The sequence below is a fragment of the Streptomyces sp. NPDC003284 genome (genome assembly GCF_053589675.1).
In genome coordinates this window covers 49,283-66,943 of the sequence record NZ_JBSFSI010000033.1, presented here as the reverse complement: position 1 = coordinate 66,943, position 17,661 = coordinate 49,283, and the positions used below count along the sequence as shown (strand labels likewise).

The following is a 17,661-nucleotide window of genomic DNA, read 5'->3' as shown; positions in this document are numbered from 1 at the left end:
CCCCGACATGGCCCGGATGTACGCCTCGGTCGCCTCACCCTCCGCCCCCGACACCGTCGCCCCCGCCACATCCGCGACCGCCCCCTGCAACCCGGACAGGAACCGCACCAGCTCCAGATGCGGAACCACCACCTCCGACCGCACCCGCTCCGGCGAACCCTCAGGAACCGACATCCCCGTCAACGCGATCACCAGACCATTGACCGCAGGATCCACAGCCACCCAGAACCACCCGCAAGTACACATCTGCCGACCGGAGCAGGCTGATACGTGAACACACCCACAGCACCTGCGCCGTGGAGGGTAGGCACCCTCTCTACGTCACACGGATCCACCGGCCGAAAGGTTCACCAGCCGGTAACGAGGGGAACGCGCCACGGGAGGAGGAGTGGTGTGGGACGGGCGTGAGACATGTGTACGGGAACGACGAAGGGCGTGCCCCGGCACCGGGAGAACCGGGGCCGGGGCACGCCCGGACGCGCAGGGGTCGGACGTCAGCCGTGTGGGGACGCGTCGTCGTCCGTGGCAGCGGTCTGCCGGTCCACCGGCTCGACGAGGGAGTACATGACCGAACGCTGCTGCTTGTGCCGCCGGATACGGCCCTTGGCGACCAGGGCCTCCAGGGTGTTCCGCACCACCTGCGGTGTCGGATTGCGGTCCGGGTGCTTCTCCAGCAGTTCGTCGCGCAGTTCCTTCGCCAGACGCGGCTCGTCGTACGCGCCGAGCAGTTCCCGCAGGAGATCTCCGAGCAGCGGCTGACGCGACTTCCCCTTCGCGGCAGTCCTCGGGGTGCTCCGGCCGGCCCGTGCGACCGGGGACCCCGCCGTCGTACGACGTGTCGGGGTGCCCGCGGCAGCGGTCCTGAGGCCGCTTTCGGGCGCCTCGGGTGTGAGAGCGGGCTCACCCTGGGCCTGCTCGGGCAGCCGGGACGGGTCCGACGTCGCGTCATACCGCTCCGCGAGGGTCAGGATGTCGACCAGAAGGCCTTCCTCCTGCTTCAACATCTTGATCTTCTCGGCCAGTTCCTGCTGGCGACGACGATTCTCCTCCAGGTCCGATGCGGCCTGCTCGACATACCGCGATCGGAGCGTGGCGGCTGATTGGCTGGTCACAACCGTTCACTCCTTTGTATATGGATGACGTTGCGCATGGTACCCACGCCGGGAGACCTGTGCTGAGGAGTGCGCGTCACGGGGGACCGGGCGAAACATCGTGCTGTCGGTGTGAAGTGGTGTGCCACCTCGGCCGTACGGTCCCGATTCCGGTGCCATTCCAGTGTGCCCGCAGGCGATCTCGACTGCGATCCGGGAAACCTCCCCCAAAGGAAACTTCCCCCGAACGGTGTCCCGGAACCGGACCCGTTCCGGTGCGTGCCGCTCGGTGCGCGGTCTCCGGCCATGATCGTTCAGCGTTCCGCGCGCTCGTGGGCCTGACCTGCGGCTTCCTTGGCGGATCCATGGTGCACCGGTCCATGGCCGGGCACGACGACGTCCGCGTCGATGCCTTCGAGCGTGGTCAGGGCGGCGAGGGCCGCAGCCCGGTCGGTGTGGAACATGTCCGGCAGCAACTGGGGGCCGGTGACCTTCGAGGTCGGGTGTCCCGTGACCAGGGCGTCCCCGCTGATCAGGATGCCGCTGCCGGGCAGGTGGTAGGCGCAGTGGCCTCTGGTGTGACCGGGAGTGTGCACGGGGGCCGGGGATCCGGGCAGGTCGAGGGGGCCGGGCGCGGGGAAGGCCAGGGGCTCGGCCACCGGGACGTGCTCCGTGCCGCCGGACCGCAGTGCGTGCACGGCCCACGGCAGCACACCGGGGCGCCAGGCCTGGGCGAGCACCTGACCGATGGACACCTGGTGCAGGAAGTCGCGGCGGGCGTGCGGCACCTCCTCCTCGTGCATCAGCACCGGCACGCCGTGGGCCGTCCGCAGCCGTTCGGCCGCCCCGATGTGGTCGTTGTGCGCGTGGGTGACGAGGACGGCGGCCACCGATTCCGGACGCAGACCGAGCATCCCCAGCGACATCAGTACGGCGTCGTGGTCGCCGGGGTAGCCCGAGTCGACCAGGACGCAGCTGTCGCCCTCCTTGACGATCACCCAGTTGGTGTTGCTCCCCGAGACCGCGTAGACCTCGTCACCGACGTGCACGACGTCCTCGTCGCGCAGTTCCTTCGGCATGTCTTCCCTCCCCTCGTACGGCCGGTGGACCGGGGCGCGGTCCACCGGCCCCTTGCGGAAGGGCGCGGCGGACGGCTCGGCCCCGTCATCAGCCCGGCGGCCGACGTGTGACCCCCGCCGCGTCACCGCGGCGGGCGCAGCATCTGCTGCATGTGTGCTCAGCGCGCACTACATGCGTAGTGTGTCATATGTTGTCCGGACCGCCGCGGCCGGCCAGGAGCTTCTCCAGGTCCGCGGGCGGGAGATCCGCGGGGGTGGCGCCGGGCGGGCCGAGGATGATGTCGCCCAGCTCCTCGGTGACGGCCTGGAACAGGCCCATGTCCCACTCGGTCTCGGAGGTGGCCAGGTGCGCGGGGGTGCCGCTGCGGCGGATGAGTTCCGCGAACGCGGCAGGGGACGTGATGTTCAGGGAACGCGCGCCCTCGGGGCCCGCCTTGATCGTGTGCGGGGTGTTCATCGGGATGGCGTAGAAGTCGCCGGACCGCAGGGTGAATGTGTCGGGTCCGGCCCACACCGTCAGGCTGCCCTCGACCACCCAGATCCGCTCCTCGTAGCCGGTGTGCAGATGCAGTGGTGTGCCGGCGTCGCCGGGCAGGACGACGTCCGAGAGGTCGTGGCGGCCGTCCGTCTCCTCCGCGGATGTGAGGATGGACAGGCGCAGGTGCTGACCGAGGACGAACCGGCGGTCCTGCGGAACCGGCGGCGGCGAGGGGAAGTTGCTCACGATGACGGGATCCTGACTGAATGTGAGGATGGCGAGGTGTCCGGCCCGGATGGCGCGTGGGCGTGTCGAAGGGGGAAGTCCGGACAGGGCCGCTGACGACAGGGACCCTATACCCGGGCACACATTTCGCGTGGACGGAGAGGCGATGACGACACATATTTCTGACTCCGGTCAAACCTGGCGGGGCGCCCGCCGGATGAGCGCGGCGGACGCCCGGTCCGCCGTCCTCGCGGCGGCCACACGTCTCTTCGTGCACCGCGGCTACCGCAATGTGACGGTCGGCGACATCGCGCGCGAGGCCGGTACGGCGCTGCCGGCGGTGTATGCCGGGGCGGGCGGCAAGGCGGCGATCCTGACCACCCTGATCGACGAGGGGAGCCATGATCCGATCGTGGAATGGACCCTGGACGCGGTGCGCGCCTGCGGTGACCCGGGAGAGGTGATCACCTTGCTCGTGCACGGCATCCGCGTCGACAACGAGCGGTACGAAGACCTTGTGCGTGTCATGATCACGGCGGCAGCGCTGGAGGACACGGCCCGGCAGACACTCGACCGGTCCGACCAGTACTACCGGCAGTCCCTGGGCGTGGTGGCCACCCGGCTCGCCGATCTGACCGCCCTCAGGCCGGGGCTGACGGCGGAGCGGGCGACGGACATCCTGTGGTTCTACCTCGGCCACCATTCCTGGCGCCTGTGTGTGTCCGACCAGGGCTGGTCCTGGGAGGAGGCGGAACGGTGGCTGGCCGAGCAGGTGCGGGCGGCGGTGCTCGGAACGGCACCCCGGAGGGCGAAGGGGACGGCGGCGGGGGCCGGGTCCGGCACTCTCCCGTGCCGGACCTGAGGCCACCGCCACCGGATCTTCGGTGCCCCGGTCCCTCGGGTCCCTGCGCCGCTCCTGATCGGCCGGTTCGTCGGGTGGGGCCACGGTGACGTTCCGGCCGGGGATCTTCCGTCGCAGTAGCGAAGTCAGTGGCCCGGAATACATGACACACGTGTGTCTTCCAGGTACGACATCGTTCGTGCTGTTCACTTCAAGCGTACGCTCAGGCAAGGAACGTGACCGGCTCGACACTCCGTGAACTGCCCGCCGTTCCTCTGGTCTTGACAGAAGCCGCGCCTCACCACAGCCTATGGCCACCAGCTATGGCAACGTTGTCAGACCTCGGAGCCGCACCGCCCCAGGTCCGCTCGTGCCACCCGCCCACCCTGTGATTGGACGACTCACATGGCCGACCAGGCGAGTCCATCGCACCGCCCCTCCCGGCGCACCGTCGTGGCCACCGGCTCCACGCTGCTGGCCGGGTTCAGCCTCGGGACGGTGTTCCCGGCCGCCGCGGGCGCCGCCGAGCCCGCCGCGGACCGGACCGCCTCCGGCCCCACGGCCACCGGACCCGCCGCCTCCGGCGAACTCGCCGCGTACCGCCCGGTCGAGGTCTCCTCCCAGGCGTACGCGCCCACCCCGGCCGAGTTCGCGGTGGACGGCATCGGCGACCGGGGCGTGCGCGGCACCGGATGGCGCGCCGGGGCGGGCGACGACCCGCAGTGGATCTCGGTGGACCTCCAGGCGGAGTGCCGGGTCGACTGGATCCGCCTCACCTTCGAGGCCGACGCGAGCGACCCGGTGTTCACCCCGCCGAGCAGCGGCAACCCGCACCAGGGCACCACCGGCAAGGAGATCCAGTCGAGCTACGCGACCGAGTTCGTCGTCGAGACCTCGCAGGACCGCCGTTCCTGGACGAGCGTGTACCGCACCACCGCGGGCACCGGCGGCCGCGTCGACATCCAGCTGCCGCGGCCCGCCGCGGCCCGCTGGGTGCGGATGACGGCCCGGCGGCGCTCCAGCCCCCTCCCGCTCGGTGTCAACGGCTTCGAGGTGTACGGCACCGTCGGGGGCCACCGCCCGGCGGCCACCGGCTGGACCGACTGGGGCGTCCACCACACCCCCGCACCGGCGCTCACCGTCGCCGCCGACGGCACCGTGCCCCTGGAGTCCGGCTGGACCCTCACCCTGGACGACCGGGCGGGCGGCGACGGCGCCCACCTGTCCACCACCGGCGTCGACACCAGCCGCTGGCTGCCCGCGACCGTGCCCGGCACCGTCCTCGGCTCCCTCGTCGAACAGGGCAAGCTCCCCGACCCGGTCGCCGGGCTGAACAACCTGCGCGTCCCCGAGGCGCTGTCCCGCCACTCCTGGTGGTACAAGCGCGACTTCGAGCTGCCACGCGGATTGCGCACCGGCGCCGGACGGCACCTCTGGCTGGAGTTCGACGGCGTCAACCACCAGGCGGACATCTGGCTCAACGGGCGGCAGGCCGGCACCGTCACCTTCCCCTTCGCCCGCGCCGCCCTCGACGTCACCCGGCTGCTGGCGGACGAGGGCCGCAACGCGCTCGCCGTGCGGATCACCCCCATGCCGGTGCCCGGCAGCCCCGGCGACAAGGGCCCCGACGGCTCGGCGTGGGTGGACGCGGGCGCCGACCAGATGAACCGCAACTCGCCCACGTACCTGGCCTCTTCGGGCTGGGACTGGATGCCGGCCGTCCGCGACCGGGGCGCCGGACTGTGGAACCACGTCCGGCTGCGCTCCACCGGGCACGTCGTCATCGGCGACCCGCGCGTGGACACCGTACTGCCGCATCTGCCCGACCTGTCGGCCGCCGAACTGACCGTCACCGTGCCCGTCCGCAACGCCGACACCACCGACCACCGCACCACCGTCACCGCCGCCTTCGACGGCATACGTGTCTCCCGCACGGTCACCGTCCCGGCGGGCGGGAGCCTCGACGTCGTCTTCGCCCCGGACGCCTACGCCCGGCTGCGGATCAAGAACCCCGACCTGTGGTGGCCCAACGGCCTCGGCGAGCCCGTCCTGCACGAGCTGGCCCTCACCGCCGAGACCGACGGCACGGTCAGCGACCGGCGCACGACACGCTTCGGCATCCGCCAGTTCGGCTACGCCTTCGACACCCCGCTGCCCTTCACCCCGTCCGCCGACGCGTACACCCAGTCCGTGGACCTCGGCGCCCAGCACGCGCGGTACGTACGGATCCGCTGTCTGACCCGGGCCACCGGCTGGGGCAGCTCCCTGTGGGCCCTCTCGGTCCTCGACTCCGCCCGGCCCGGCACCGACCTCGCCCTGCACGCCCCCGCCGACGCCTCCAGCCAGGACCAGGAGGACCACGGCCCCGGCCGGGTCACCGACGGCGACCCGGGCACCCGCTGGGCCTCCGCCTGGCAGGACGACCAGTGGCTGCGCGTGGACCTCGGCTCGGCGCAGGACTTCGACCGGGTCGACCTGGTCTGGGAGCAGGCGTACGCGCTGACCTACGTGGTGCAGGTGTCGGCGGACGGCACCGACTGGACGGACGCGAAGGCCGTCGACAACACGGCCGTGCCGCTGCCCTTCAACAGCGGCGACGCCAGTCTGCGGGTGACCGACTTCGCCCCGCGCACCGCCCGGTACGTGCGCATCGACTGCGGTCTGCGCAACACCAGTTGGGGCAACTCGCTGTGGTCGCTGGCCGTCGTCGACAGCACCGCGCCCGGCACCGACCTCGCCCTGCACCGCACGGCGACCGCCTCCAGCGACGACGGCGACGGGCACCCGGCCGCGTATGCCACCGACGGCAACCCCGGCACCCGCTGGTCCTCCGCCTACGAGGACCACCAGTGGATCCAGGTCGACCTGGGCTCGGCCCGCCGCTTCGACCGGGTCGCGGTCCTGTGGGAGCAGGCGTACCCGAAGACGTACACGATCAAGGTGTCCGACGACGGGAACACCTGGAGCGACGTCACGACCGTCTCCAACACACCCGACCCGCTGAAGCTCAGCGTCAACGGTGTGCGGGTGCTGGTGCGCGGCGGCAACTGGGGCTGGGACGAACTGCTGCGCCGGATGCCCGCCGACCGGATGGACACGGCGGTGCGCATGCACCGCGACATGAACTTCACGATGATCCGCAACTGGGTCGGCAGCAGCAACCGCGAGGAGTTCTACGCCGCCTGCGACGCGCACGGCATCCTGGTGTGGAACGACTTCCCCAACGCCTGGAGCATGGACCCGCCGGACCACGACGCCTACAACGCCATCGCCCGCGACACCGTCCTGCGCTACCGCATCCACCCGAGCGTCGCCGTCTGGTGCGGCGCCAACGAGGGCAACCCGCCCGCCGCGATCGACCAGGGCATGCGCGAGGCCGTCGAGAAGGGCGCGCCCGGCATCCTCTACCAGAACAACTCTGCCGGCGGCATCATCACCGGCGGCGGCCCCTACGGCTGGGTGGAACCCGCCAGATACTTCGACCCGGCCACCTACGGCAGCAAGAACTTCGGCTTCCACACCGAGATCGGCATGCCCGTCGTCTCCACCGCCGCCAGCACCCGCCGGATGACCGGCGGCGAACCCGAGTGGCCGATCCGCGGCGCCTGGTATTACCACGACTGGAGCGAACACGGGAACCAGGCACCGCAGAACTACAAGGCGGCCATCGAGACCCGTCTGGGCACCGCCCGCGACCTGGACGACTTCGCCGCCAAGGCGCAGTTCGTCAACTACGAGAACTTCCGCGCCATGTTCGAGGCCTGGAACGCCCATCTGTGGGACGACGCCAGCGGCCTGATGCTCTGGATGTCCCACCCGGCCTGGCACAGCACCGTCTGGCAGACCTACGACTACGACTTCGACGTCAACGGCGCCTACTACGGCTCCCGTTCCGCCTGCGAGCCCCTGCACGTCCAGGCGGACCCGGTGGAGGGCAAGGTGATCGCCGTCAACCACACCCGGACCGCGCTGCGCGGGGCCTCGGTCACCGCCGAGACGTACGCCCTCGACGGCCGCCGCAGAGGACCCGTCCGCGGTGCCCGGGTGGACGTCCCGGCCGCCGCCACCACGCGGGCCCTGACCGCCGCCTTCACCGACGACCTGCCCGACCTGCATCTGCTGCGGCTGAGTCTGCGGAGCGCCGGGGGACAGACGCTGTCCCGCAACACCTACTGGCGCTACCGCACACCCGAGGCGATGCGCGCGCTCAACCGGCTGAAGCAGGTCAGGCTCGCCGTGTCCGCCTCCTCTGTCTCCCGCCACGGCGACCGCCGCGAGGCGACGGCCACCGTCCGCAACCAGGGCGGCGCCGTCGCCGCGATGGTCCGCCTCTCGCTGCTGGACGCCCACGGCGGCGAGCGGGTGCTGCCCACGCTCTACGGCGACAACTACCTGTGGCTGCTGCCCGGCGAGGCACGGACGGTCACCCTGTCCTGGCCCGCCGGGGACCGGGCGACGGCGGGCTGGATGCTGCGGGCGGAGGGATACAACACGAAGCCGGTGAACGCACGCCTGTGACGCCCAGGGACTTTGCCGTACGGGACACACCGTGACACAGAGACCTTGGACAGATACGTGTGACACCCTTAACATGTTTCTGCCTGAAGTCCAGGCCAGCTGAAGGGTGTTGATTTTTCCGTGAAGAAGATGTCCCGTCGTGTCCTGGCCGGTGCCGCCGGGGTCGCCCTGGCCTCCGGCGTCCTGCTCTCGGGCGGTACGGCCCAGGCCGCGACCGCCTCCATCGGCGCCGGCCGCGTCCAGCTCTGCGCACAGGGTAACTACGCCGCCTACCTGGTGTTCAACACGGCGAGCCACAGCCTGGGCGGGCAGCTCTCCGGCACCGTCGCTGCCGGGACCTGCCAGACCTTCAACGTCCCGAACTTCGGCGGCGGGCAGCAGACCAACATCGCCGTCCGTGGCAAGTTCAACACCAGCAGCAACACGTTCGCCGTCGACGATCTGAACGTGCCTCCCACGGCCGGCGGCTGGAAGCTGTTCGCCCGGGGCACCACGGGCAACGCCGGGGCCGACGCGTACCTCGTCATCGAGGCCGGCCCGCGCAGCTGAGCCACGACCGGCCGGTCAGGCACACGGGTGCCCGGCCGGCCGGACCCGTCTCAGCCGCCGTAGCGGTTGCAGGTGAGCACCTTGAGCGTGCCGTCGGTGAGACAGACGCGCACGAAGGCCGCTCCGCCGGGGACGTCCGCGTCCACCTGGATCTGGAAGGTGTGGGTGTTGCCGCAGGCGGTGTCCTGGGTCAGTGACTCGTTGTGCGACAGCTCGTGCCCGGCGCTGTCGAGGGTGTAGCCGATCGTGCTCCGGCAGGTCTCGTAGGTCGCGTCGCTGACCGACTTGTGCACCCCCTTCACCAGGACAGAGCGGGCGTACCAGGTGATGGTGCCGTCCGTCCACGTGTTGCCGTTGGCCACATGGAAATCGAGAGTGGTGGCGGCGCGCGCCTCGGCGCCGGGAGCGGTCAGCAGGGCGGCCGCGGTGAGCGCGGCGAGGCCGAGCCAGGTGCCGGTGCGCATGAGGTCTCCAGGGCGTCGGAAGGTCTCAACCGCCGTAGCGGTTGCAGCTGATGGCCGTGTAGTAGCCGTCGGCGAGGCAGACACGTACGAAGGCGGCCCCGCCCACTACGTCGGCGGGCACGACGAAGTCGAAGGACTTGGAGGTCGAGCAGGCCTCGTCCATCGGGTGCGAGGCGTTCATCGTCAGCAGGTCGCCGTGGCTGTCGAGGGTGTAGCCCAGGGTGTTCCGGCAGCCCTCGACCGTCGAGGCGACCGACTTCTGCACGCCCTCCACCAGAACCGACCTGTTGTAGAAGGTCACGGTGCCGTCCGTCCACGTGTTCCCGTTGGGGACGTGGAAGTGGTAGGCGACCGCCGGCCGGGCCTGAGCGGCGGGGGCGCCGGCGAGGGTGCCGGTGACGAGGACGGCCGCGCCGAAGCCGGCGGCCAGATGAGTGCGCATACGGTCTCCAGACATGGCGCGCGCCGGGCTTCCCACGGGAGGACGCTCCCACGATAGGGCGGTGGACCGGCACGCGTCCATGGCGCGACCGGCCCCCATCTTGCGTACCACGGCGAACACTTGTGCAAGCTTGTGCAGAACGGAGGAGGTCCCGCACGGTCCCCGGGGACCGTGCGGGACCTCCTCCGTCTCGACCGCTCCGGGCGCCTAGCGTGCCGCCTCTGCCCCCGTCGGCGGCCGGGGCAGGCTCTCGCCGGTGAACGCGCCCGCCGGCAGGTCCTCGGGCAGCAGCGTGGTGAGCGCCTCCAGGTCCGGCGCGGCAAGAGAGGCCAGCCGGCCCGCCTGGCGGGTCATCATGGTCTCCATCAACTGCCGGGCCAGCCGGGCGTTCCCGAAGGACCGGGTGCGCGGCAGGGCGTCGAGGTGGACGCGCAGCGCCTCGCGCGTCGCGGGCGCGCACACGTATCCCGCCGCGCTCGCCTGCTCGTCGATGATGGAGAGCAGTTCGTCGGTGGAGTAGTCCTCGAAGGCGACATGGCGGGAGAAGCGGGACGCCAGGCCCGGGTTGGAGGCCAGGAAGCCCTCCATCTCCGCCGGATAGCCCGCGACGATCACCACCACCTCGTCACGCCGGTCCTCCATCAGCTTCAGCAGGGTGTCGACGGCCTCCCGGCCGAAGTCCTGCGAGGAGTGGGCGGGCGTCAGTGTGTACGCCTCGTCGATGAACAGCACACCGCCCACGGCCTCCTCGAACTTCTCCGTGGTGAGCCGGGCCGTGTGCCCGATGTAGCGTCCCACCAGGTCGGCGCGGCTCACCTCGACGAGCTGGCCGCTGGTGAGCACACCGAAGGAGCGCAGCAGCTCGGCGTACAGCCGGGCCACCGTGGTCTTGCCCGTGCCGGGCGGCCCGGAGAACACCAGGTGATGGCTGATCGCGGGGGTGGGCAGGCCCACCGCCGCGCGCTGCCGGTAGGCGGTGAGCAGATCGACGATGCCGCCGACCTCCCGCTTGACCGCCGCAAGGCCGGTCATGGCGCGCAGCCGGGCGAGCGCGCCCGACTCCCCGGGCTCCTTCCTGACCTCCGCACGCACCTCCTCGGCCTCGTCGGCGCCCACGTCCTCGGGGACCATGAGCATCAGATCGGCCTCGCTCGCCTCCTGCTGCGCCGCCAGCCGCAGCGACTGCCGGTCGATCATCTCCTCGAAGACCTGGCGGGCGGCCCGGCCGTTGCCGAACGTCGCGTCCCGGCGCATCCGGGAGAAGCGGATGCCGAGCGCCTCCCGCGCGAGCGGATCGAGGACGTACCGGTGGGTGGCACACATGTTCTCGGTGATGGTGACCAGTTCCTCCACCGAGTAGTTCTCGAACTCGATGGTGCGGGTGAAGCGCGAGGCCATACCGGGGTTGGCGGCCAGGAAGTCCGCCATCTCCTTCGGATAGCCCGCGACGATCACCACGGTGTCGTCCCGGTGGTCCTCGATCAGTTTGACGAGGGTGTCGATGGCCTCCTGCCCGAAGTCGACGGAGGAGCCCTTGCTGTCGGACAGCAGGGTGTACGCCTCATCGATGAACAGCACCCCGCCCTGGGCCCGTTCGAAGACCTCCGTCGTCTTGATCGCCGTACCGCCGATCACCTGGGCGACCAGATCGGCCCGGGACACCTCGACGATATGGCCCGAGGACAGCATCCCCAGACTCGCCAGGATCCCGCCGTACAGCCGGGCCACCGTGGTCTTGCCCGTGCCGGGCGGCCCGGCGAAGACCAGATGGCGGCTCATGGGCGGGGCCGGGATGCCGAGCCGGGCCCGCCGCTGGGCGAGCTTGCCCAGGCTGACGAGCATCTCGACCTGTTCCTTGACGTTGTCCAGGCCGATGAGCGCGTTGAGTTCCGCGACCAGCGCGTTCTCCGGCTCCTGGCCCTCCCGGTCCTGGCCGCCGGGCCGGGCCGGGCCGCCGCTCGCGGCGACCTCCTCGGCGGGCGGCTCCGTACCGGAGTCCGGTGTCTTGTTGTCGAGGCTGGTCAGAGCGGACAGGGTGAAACCGGCACCCGGGCACGCGTGTCTCAGCCCGGCACCCCGGTTCGACCGCACGGTGCAGTCGGTCACCTCCACCGGGCCGTCCGACTCGATACGCACCCCGTCGCCGGTGTTCCCGCTGAACTCGCATCCCTTGAGCGCCGCCCGGCCGCCCGCCGCGACCAGCGCGCCGTGCCCGCCGGATCCCAGCACCCGGGTCCTGACCAGCGTCAGCTCGCCCTTGCCCTCGACGGCCGCACCCGACGCCGAGGAGCCGGAGATCTCGCAGTCGCGCAGCGTGCCCAGACCCTCAGCACCCACCGAGACACCCGAGCCGCCCGCGCCGCGCAGCGCCGAGTTCCCCAGGTGCGGGTTCCCGCCCGCCTCCACCCGCAGCGCGTGCCCGCCGCAGTCGCCGACCTCGCAGTCCTCGAACCGGCCGCGCGCCTGCCCGGCGACCTGGATGCCCGCACCGCGCGCCTCGGTGACCCGGGCCCGGCGCAGCAGCGGATTGGCGCCCGAGGCCACCGACACTCCGGTGCCGCCCGCCCGTACCACGTCCAACTGGTCGAACTCGGCGGCGGATTCGCCCTCCAGCAGCAGACCGGTGCCCTTGCTGTCCGTGATCCGGGCACCCGTGAAGGACGGGGTGCTGGAGTCCTCGACACGGACGGCCGCCTCGGAGGCACCGTCGAAGGCGCAGTTCGCGAAGTAGCCGCGGGAGCGCCCGGTGACATACGCACCGCTGCCCGCGGTCGCGGAGGTCTCGCAGTACGACAGCTGCGGGTCCGAGCGGTCGGCGACGACGAAACCGTGCCCGGCCGAGCGGTGCACCGCCACATGCGACAGCTCGGTGCGCACCGAACTCGACACATGCACACCGAGCGAGCAGTCCCGCAGCGTGGTCCGCACCACCTTCAGCGCCGTACCGCCCTCCAGCGCCACGCCGGGCTTCTCGGTGGATGTGATCTCGCAGTCCTCCACGACTCCGCGCGACTGCCCGTTGGCCAGCACGCCGTTGCCCCGGGCGTCGCGCAGCCGGCAGTTGCGCACCATCACCCGGCCCTCCTCGCTGACCACGACCGCCGACGTGCCCAGGTTCTCGATCAGGCAGTCCTCGATCACACTGCCCGTCGAACCGGCCTCCACCACACCCGCGCCGGCGGGGTTGGTGACCCGGCACGACCGCATCGCCAGGGAACCGCTGCCCCGGCTGAGCAGCGCCGTCCAGCCCGCCCCCAGGATCTCGCAGCCGTCCAGGGCGACCTGTCCGCGCACCGCGTCGATCACCGGCAGCTCGCCCTCACCGGCCCGCAGCAGCAGATCGGTGAGCATCACGGCGTCCGCGGCCAGCGTCACCGCCGCCCCCTTGGCCGGGGCGATCTCGACGCTGCCGCGCGGACCGTCGGCGACGATCGTCACCCGGTTCTGTACGACCAGGGTCTCCTGGTAACTGCCAGGCCGGACGCTGATAATCGCCCCCGGCCGGGCGCCGAGCAGTGCCGCGCCGATCGTCGTGTGATCGCAGCCGCCCTGCTGCCCGACGGTGATCAGATGGCGGGCCACGGCTGCTCCTTCCCCTCGTGTGCGGACGGCCGGGCCGGGGCGCCGGGGGGAGGCGCGGCGGGACCCGCGCCACAGGCACGGCGGTGCGCGCTCTGCATGGTGATTACCTCTTCGGGGTGGGGTACCCGGCCGGGCTGGTCGGCCGGGCCGTGCTCAGTGCTGTGTCCCGGCGGCCCACAGAACGCGGCCGTCGGTGGCGAGGATCGTGATGTTGCCGTCGTTCTGGAGGATGAGCCGGGCTCCGTCGTTGCCGCCCGAGCCGGCCGACCACCGGGTCTGCTGCGCGGCCGTCCGCACGACGAGGTCGCCGTCCGTCTGGAAGACGGCGTAGTTGCCCTGCCCCGGGGTCTGCGAGGACCAGCGGACCGCGCCGTTCTCGTCCGTGATGACCAGATTGCCGTCGGAACGCATCGTCAGGTGGGTCCGGTTGGAGGCGACGCTCTGCCCGGGGCGCAGGACATGGGTGCCGTTGACGACCTCGGTGGTCCACTTGGGGTCGGGCTTCGACTCGGGCTTCGAATCCGGCTTCGGCTCAGGCTCCGGCTTCGACTCGGGCTTCGATTCCGGCGCCGGGGAGTCGTTCCGCGTCGCGTCGGACGTGGTGGCGGCGGGGCTGGAGCCGGTGGCGTGGTCGTGGGGTGCGTCGGGGTCGGTGGTGGTGGGTTCGAGGGGGGTGAGGGGGGTTTCGGCGGGCACGGAGGCGACGGCGCGTGCCTGGGCCGTGGCGGGCTCGGCCACGGACGCCGCCGTGGCAGCGGTACCGGACGCGGCTTCACGTGCGCGGGCCGTGGCCGTCGTCGACCCGGACCCGGGCTTCGGCGCGGTGGCCGTGGTCCGCGCGGTGGCGGGGGTGGTGGCGGTCGCCTGGGTCGTGCCGTCGGGCCTCCCGGCGGTCGCGGTCGTGGCGGGTGCCGCGGCGGTCGCGGGCTTCGCGGGCGTGCTCTTGGCTGCCGCCGTGTGGGTGGTCGCGTTCTCGGTGGGTGCGGGCTTGGCCGCCGCGGTGTGCTGCGGCGCGGTCGTGCGGACCGGGGACGACACGTCCGACGCCACCGCGGGCGAGGCGTCCGAGGGCGACGTCCGGGCGCCTGCTGGAACACTCGCGGGCTGGTCGGCAGCGCCCGCCGGGTCCGCGGCGAGCGCCTGCGGCACAGTGGGGGAGTCGGCCGCCGGGTGGTCGGCCGCCGCGGCGGCCCGAGCGTGCCACGCACCCGCGTCCGGGTCCATGAGGCCGCTGGCGGGGCCGCTGCCGTCGCCCTCGGAGGAGGCGATCGGCAACTGGCCGGAAGAGGCGTCCGGATGCCGGTCCGGGGTGCCGCCCGGAAGCTTGGCGACAGGATCCGCTGCGCCCATGCCCTCGTAGGTACGCAGGTGGTCCTTGCCGTGCGAGGCGAGGAACGGCGTGGCGGCGATCACCGCGCCCGCGACCGCGGCGGCCACCAGGAAGGGCCGCTCGGTGACCCGCGCGGCGAACCCGGTGCCCGGAGTCCGGCGCGGACCCTGGGGCGTCCCGGCCGCCGCTGCCTCGCCGGACGCCTCGGCGCCGGCCTCCCGGCCCTCCTGGCCGGTGCCGCCCGGCCGCCAGGCGCCCGGATCCGCCTGCGGCTCCGGTTCCGGGCTGCGGGCCGCGGACAGGGCCGTGGCCAGCGCCCGCGCGGTCCTCTCGTCCTGCTCGGTGCCCAGCGGATCGGCCGGGGCGAAGGGGCTCATGCTCGCGCCGTCCGGCATCGGCAGTGCGGCGGCCCGCCGGATGCGGGCCGTGGCGGCGGAGGGAGCCGTTCCGGCCGACGTGGGCGGCCTGGTGGCGGACCTCGGCGTTCGGGGAGACATGGAACTCCTTGTGGGGTGTGGGCGGATGGCGGTGCGGAGGTGGTGGGCGGCGGAGGAGACCCGGCCGTGGTTCAGGACGGACCGGCGGGGGCGGCAGGGGACAGATCGAGGGCCGTGCGCAGCCGTTCGAGGAGGGCGGTGTCGGCGCCGGACAGCTCCGCCGTGCCGGACGAGCGGTCGTGCGGGGGCAGTTCGCGCAGCAGGCCGACCGTCGCCGGGCCGCGCCGTACGACGTCCAGGACGCGGAAGCCCGAGTGCCGGGAGAACAGGATCTCCCTGCCCTCCCCGTCCACGAGCGCGTCGGTACGGCGGCCGGTCACCGACCAGATGAGCACGTGATCGGCCGGTGGCGCGGGACAGGTGGCCTCCACCGCCGTACCCCGCACCGGCACCTCGCTGTCGAGGCGGGTTCCCACCAGATCGGGTGTCAGACGGGTGGTGAGCCCCGGGCCGGTGCTGACCACGGCCCCGCGATAGGAGGGGAGTCTGCGCAGTCCCCACTCCAGGCAGCGCAGCAACGTCAGCGTCGACTCGTCGTCGTCCGCCACGGCCGTGCCCAGTTCGGACGCGTCCACGGCGGTCAAGTACACATGCACGGCGGCCAGATGGGCGAGCGAGGCGCCTCCGGTGTCCTGTGCGCGCATACCGGGCATCCGCGTCATCGCCTGCGTGGCCGCCTTGGCGTGGCGCTCCCAGAAGGGGCCGAGCGAGGCACGGAGCCGCTCGTGGTCGGTCTGCGGGGCCGACGACTGCGGGGATGACGGCTGCGGGGATGACGGCTGCGGGGATGACGGCTGCGGGACCGCAGGCCGCGCGACCGGCGTGGGACGCGACCGGCTCTCCTCGGACGGGGGCGGTACGGGGGCGCGGACCGCGTTCTCTCTGGTGCTGGTGCTGGTGCTGGTGCTGGTGCTGGTGTCGACGCCGACGCCCGCGGTCGCGTACGCGGGCTCCCCGGAAGACACGTCCGGCACATCGGGTATGTCCGGCACATCGGGTACGTCCGGTGCCGGGGAGGCGACCGGGGCGTGAGCCGACGTGGTCGCCAGCGGAACCCCCGGCACAGGCGCCGCCGGTACGGAGCCCCCAGGCTCCGGCTCCCCCTCGGGACCGGACTCGTCCGGAGTGTGCGTCTGCGTCGCCCGCGCTGTCTGCTCCGGCGCCAGCAGCGAGAAGCCGTGCCGGACGGCGAGCCGCCGCAACCGGTCCATGCCCTTGGCGCCGAGTACGCCGTGGACGTGCACCACGGCCCGTTCCCGCTCCTCGGGCTCCATGTCCCGCAGGAGCGCGTCCAGATGCGGCCAGAGGGAGTCGTCCAGCGCGCGGCGGGGCGCGCCGAGGTCGACGGCCACCACGTCGTGCGCGACCGGCCGTTCCGACGCGGCGCGCGGCGGGCGGGTGCTGCGCGGGCCGATCCACAGCCCGGCCGGGGTCACCGCCGCCTTCCAGCGGCCGTCCAGCGGCAGCGCGTCCGGCTCCGCGCCCACCGTCCTCTCGTCGCCCAGCCCGGCCGGGGCACGCCAGGCGCCCACTCGGACCGGCGGCCGGACACCGTCCCTGACCGGCGGACAGACGACGGACTCCACGTACGGCCGCCAGGAGGGGGTGCCGTCGGCGCCGACCATACGGAGGGACACCGAGGTCTCACCGGGCACGGAACCCTCGGTGATCACCGGTATCCCGTGGGCCACTTGGGTCTCGGCGCCGATCAGATCGGCCACGGCCCGCCCGGTGCCGATCAGGTCCTGGCCGTCCAGGGACAGCAGCCGCGCCGACCGGCGCAGCCGCCCTGGCAGCGCGGCCAGGACGTCCGCCAGCGCCTCCGCGGGCACACCCGGGGCGCCGAGCAGCACATGGGGCCGGTCCGGGTCCGGCGGTACGGCGTAGGGCAGGGCGTGCACCACCGGAGCGGTGGCCTGGGCCGGGCGGACCAGGAGACCGGCCGGGACCGCTTCGACCACGTGTCCGTCGGCCGTCTCCCGGCCGACCCGCTCCAGCGCGGGTTCCCAGTCGGGGACCGGCAGCCGGCTGCCGACCCGCCGGGGCACCTGCCCGGTGGAGAAGTGCCACCAGCCCCCGGGCGCGCCGGGCAGGTCCGGCGAGAACAGGGAACCGTCCGGTACGACGACGGCGGCTCCGGCCGTGGCCAGTACGTCGAGGCCCCAGCGTTCGCACAGCAGCCGGGCCGCCGAGTGCCGCCCGCCGGCCTCGTCCGCGCCCGCCGACATCACCAGCCGCAGCACACGTATGTCGGCCTTCCGGCTCTCCTCCAGTGCCGGTGCCAGCTCGTCGCACAGGGTGTCCACGCCTCCGTCGCCCAGGGACGACCCCACCACGACGACGACCTCGTCCTGCCCCGCGGGCCCCAGCAGGCCGGCGAGGTCCGTGAGCGGCGCGGGCGGCCGGTCGCCCAGATGCACCAGGTGGACGCGTTCGCCGCCGGGCGTCACCGTCAGCGGCCGGGCCGTACGGGCACCGGCACGCCCGGCACGCCGTCCGGCACCGCGCCGGATCATCGCCTGCTCCCTGCACGGCTGATGGTCATGCGGTCCTCACAGCTCTGGT

The 17,661-nt window shown here is 72.5% G+C and carries 12 protein-coding genes; 3 read left to right on the top strand and 9 right to left on the bottom strand.

The window, feature by feature from the left end:
• The 4 genes from ACWDYF_RS36410 to ACWDYF_RS36395 all read right to left on the bottom strand — a co-directional run.
• The coding region (locus ACWDYF_RS36410) for a hypothetical protein (protein WP_451584331.1) at window positions 1-222 on the bottom strand (222 nt) is incomplete at its 3' end.
• Window positions 223-494: 272 nt separating this feature from the next.
• Window positions 495-1,112 carry a hypothetical protein gene (locus tag ACWDYF_RS36405; protein WP_389471018.1) on the bottom strand — a complete coding sequence of 206 codons (618 nt, stop codon included), beginning with the start codon at window positions 1,110-1,112 and terminating at the stop codon, window positions 495-497.
• A 293-nt stretch (window positions 1,113-1,405) separates the two neighbouring features.
• On the bottom strand, window positions 1,406-2,170 hold the full coding sequence (locus ACWDYF_RS36400) for an MBL fold metallo-hydrolase (protein WP_389471015.1): 765 nt from the start codon (window positions 2,168-2,170) through the stop codon (window positions 1,406-1,408).
• Window positions 2,171-2,354: 184 nt separating this feature from the next.
• Window positions 2,355-2,894, bottom strand: a complete 540-nt coding sequence (locus ACWDYF_RS36395; protein ID WP_389471012.1) for a cupin domain-containing protein — start codon at window positions 2,892-2,894, stop codon at window positions 2,355-2,357.
• 196 nt (window positions 2,895-3,090) lie between these two features.
• Between ACWDYF_RS36395 and ACWDYF_RS36390 the strand changes: the two genes are divergently transcribed.
• The 3 genes from ACWDYF_RS36390 to ACWDYF_RS36380 all read left to right on the top strand — a co-directional run bounded on the left by ACWDYF_RS36390 (window position 3,091) and on the right by ACWDYF_RS36380 (window position 8,781).
• Window positions 3,091-3,735 carry a TetR/AcrR family transcriptional regulator gene (locus tag ACWDYF_RS36390; RefSeq protein ID WP_381741838.1) on the top strand — a complete coding sequence of 215 codons (645 nt, stop codon included), beginning with the start codon at window positions 3,091-3,093 and terminating at the stop codon, window positions 3,733-3,735.
• A 384-nt stretch (window positions 3,736-4,119) separates the two neighbouring features.
• Window positions 4,120-8,232 carry a discoidin domain-containing protein gene (locus tag ACWDYF_RS36385; RefSeq protein WP_389471007.1) on the top strand — a complete coding sequence of 1,371 codons (4,113 nt, stop codon included), beginning with the start codon at window positions 4,120-4,122 and terminating at the stop codon, window positions 8,230-8,232.
• Window positions 8,233-8,361: 129 nt separating this feature from the next.
• Complete coding sequence (locus ACWDYF_RS36380) at window positions 8,362-8,781, top strand: hypothetical protein (RefSeq protein ID WP_168720484.1); 420 nt, start codon at window positions 8,362-8,364, stop codon at window positions 8,779-8,781.
• A gap of 50 nt (window positions 8,782-8,831) precedes the next feature.
• Here ACWDYF_RS36380 and ACWDYF_RS36375 read toward each other — a convergent pair whose 3' ends face one another.
• The 5 genes from ACWDYF_RS36375 to ACWDYF_RS36355 form a co-directional block, all read right to left on the bottom strand.
• A complete protein-coding gene (locus tag ACWDYF_RS36375) occupies window positions 8,832-9,245 on the bottom strand; it encodes a hypothetical protein (protein ID WP_381741842.1) in 414 nt (137 codons plus the stop codon).
• Between the two features lie 25 nt (window positions 9,246-9,270).
• Window positions 9,271-9,687 (bottom strand): hypothetical protein, encoded by a 417-nt coding sequence (locus tag ACWDYF_RS36370; RefSeq protein ID WP_389471002.1) that lies wholly within the window; start codon window positions 9,685-9,687, stop codon window positions 9,271-9,273.
• A gap of 207 nt (window positions 9,688-9,894) precedes the next feature.
• Window positions 9,895-13,269 carry a right-handed parallel beta-helix repeat-containing protein gene (locus ACWDYF_RS36365; protein ID WP_389474428.1) on the bottom strand — a complete coding sequence of 1,125 codons (3,375 nt, stop codon included), beginning with the start codon at window positions 13,267-13,269 and terminating at the stop codon, window positions 9,895-9,897.
• A gap of 153 nt (window positions 13,270-13,422) precedes the next feature.
• Window positions 13,423-15,096, bottom strand: a complete 1,674-nt coding sequence (locus ACWDYF_RS36360; protein WP_389474426.1) for a hypothetical protein — start codon at window positions 15,094-15,096, stop codon at window positions 13,423-13,425.
• Window positions 15,097-15,167: 71 nt separating this feature from the next.
• Complete coding sequence (locus ACWDYF_RS36355; protein WP_389474424.1) at window positions 15,168-17,612, bottom strand: hypothetical protein; 2,445 nt, start codon at window positions 17,610-17,612, stop codon at window positions 15,168-15,170.
• Between the last annotated feature and the right edge of the window lie 49 nt (window positions 17,613-17,661).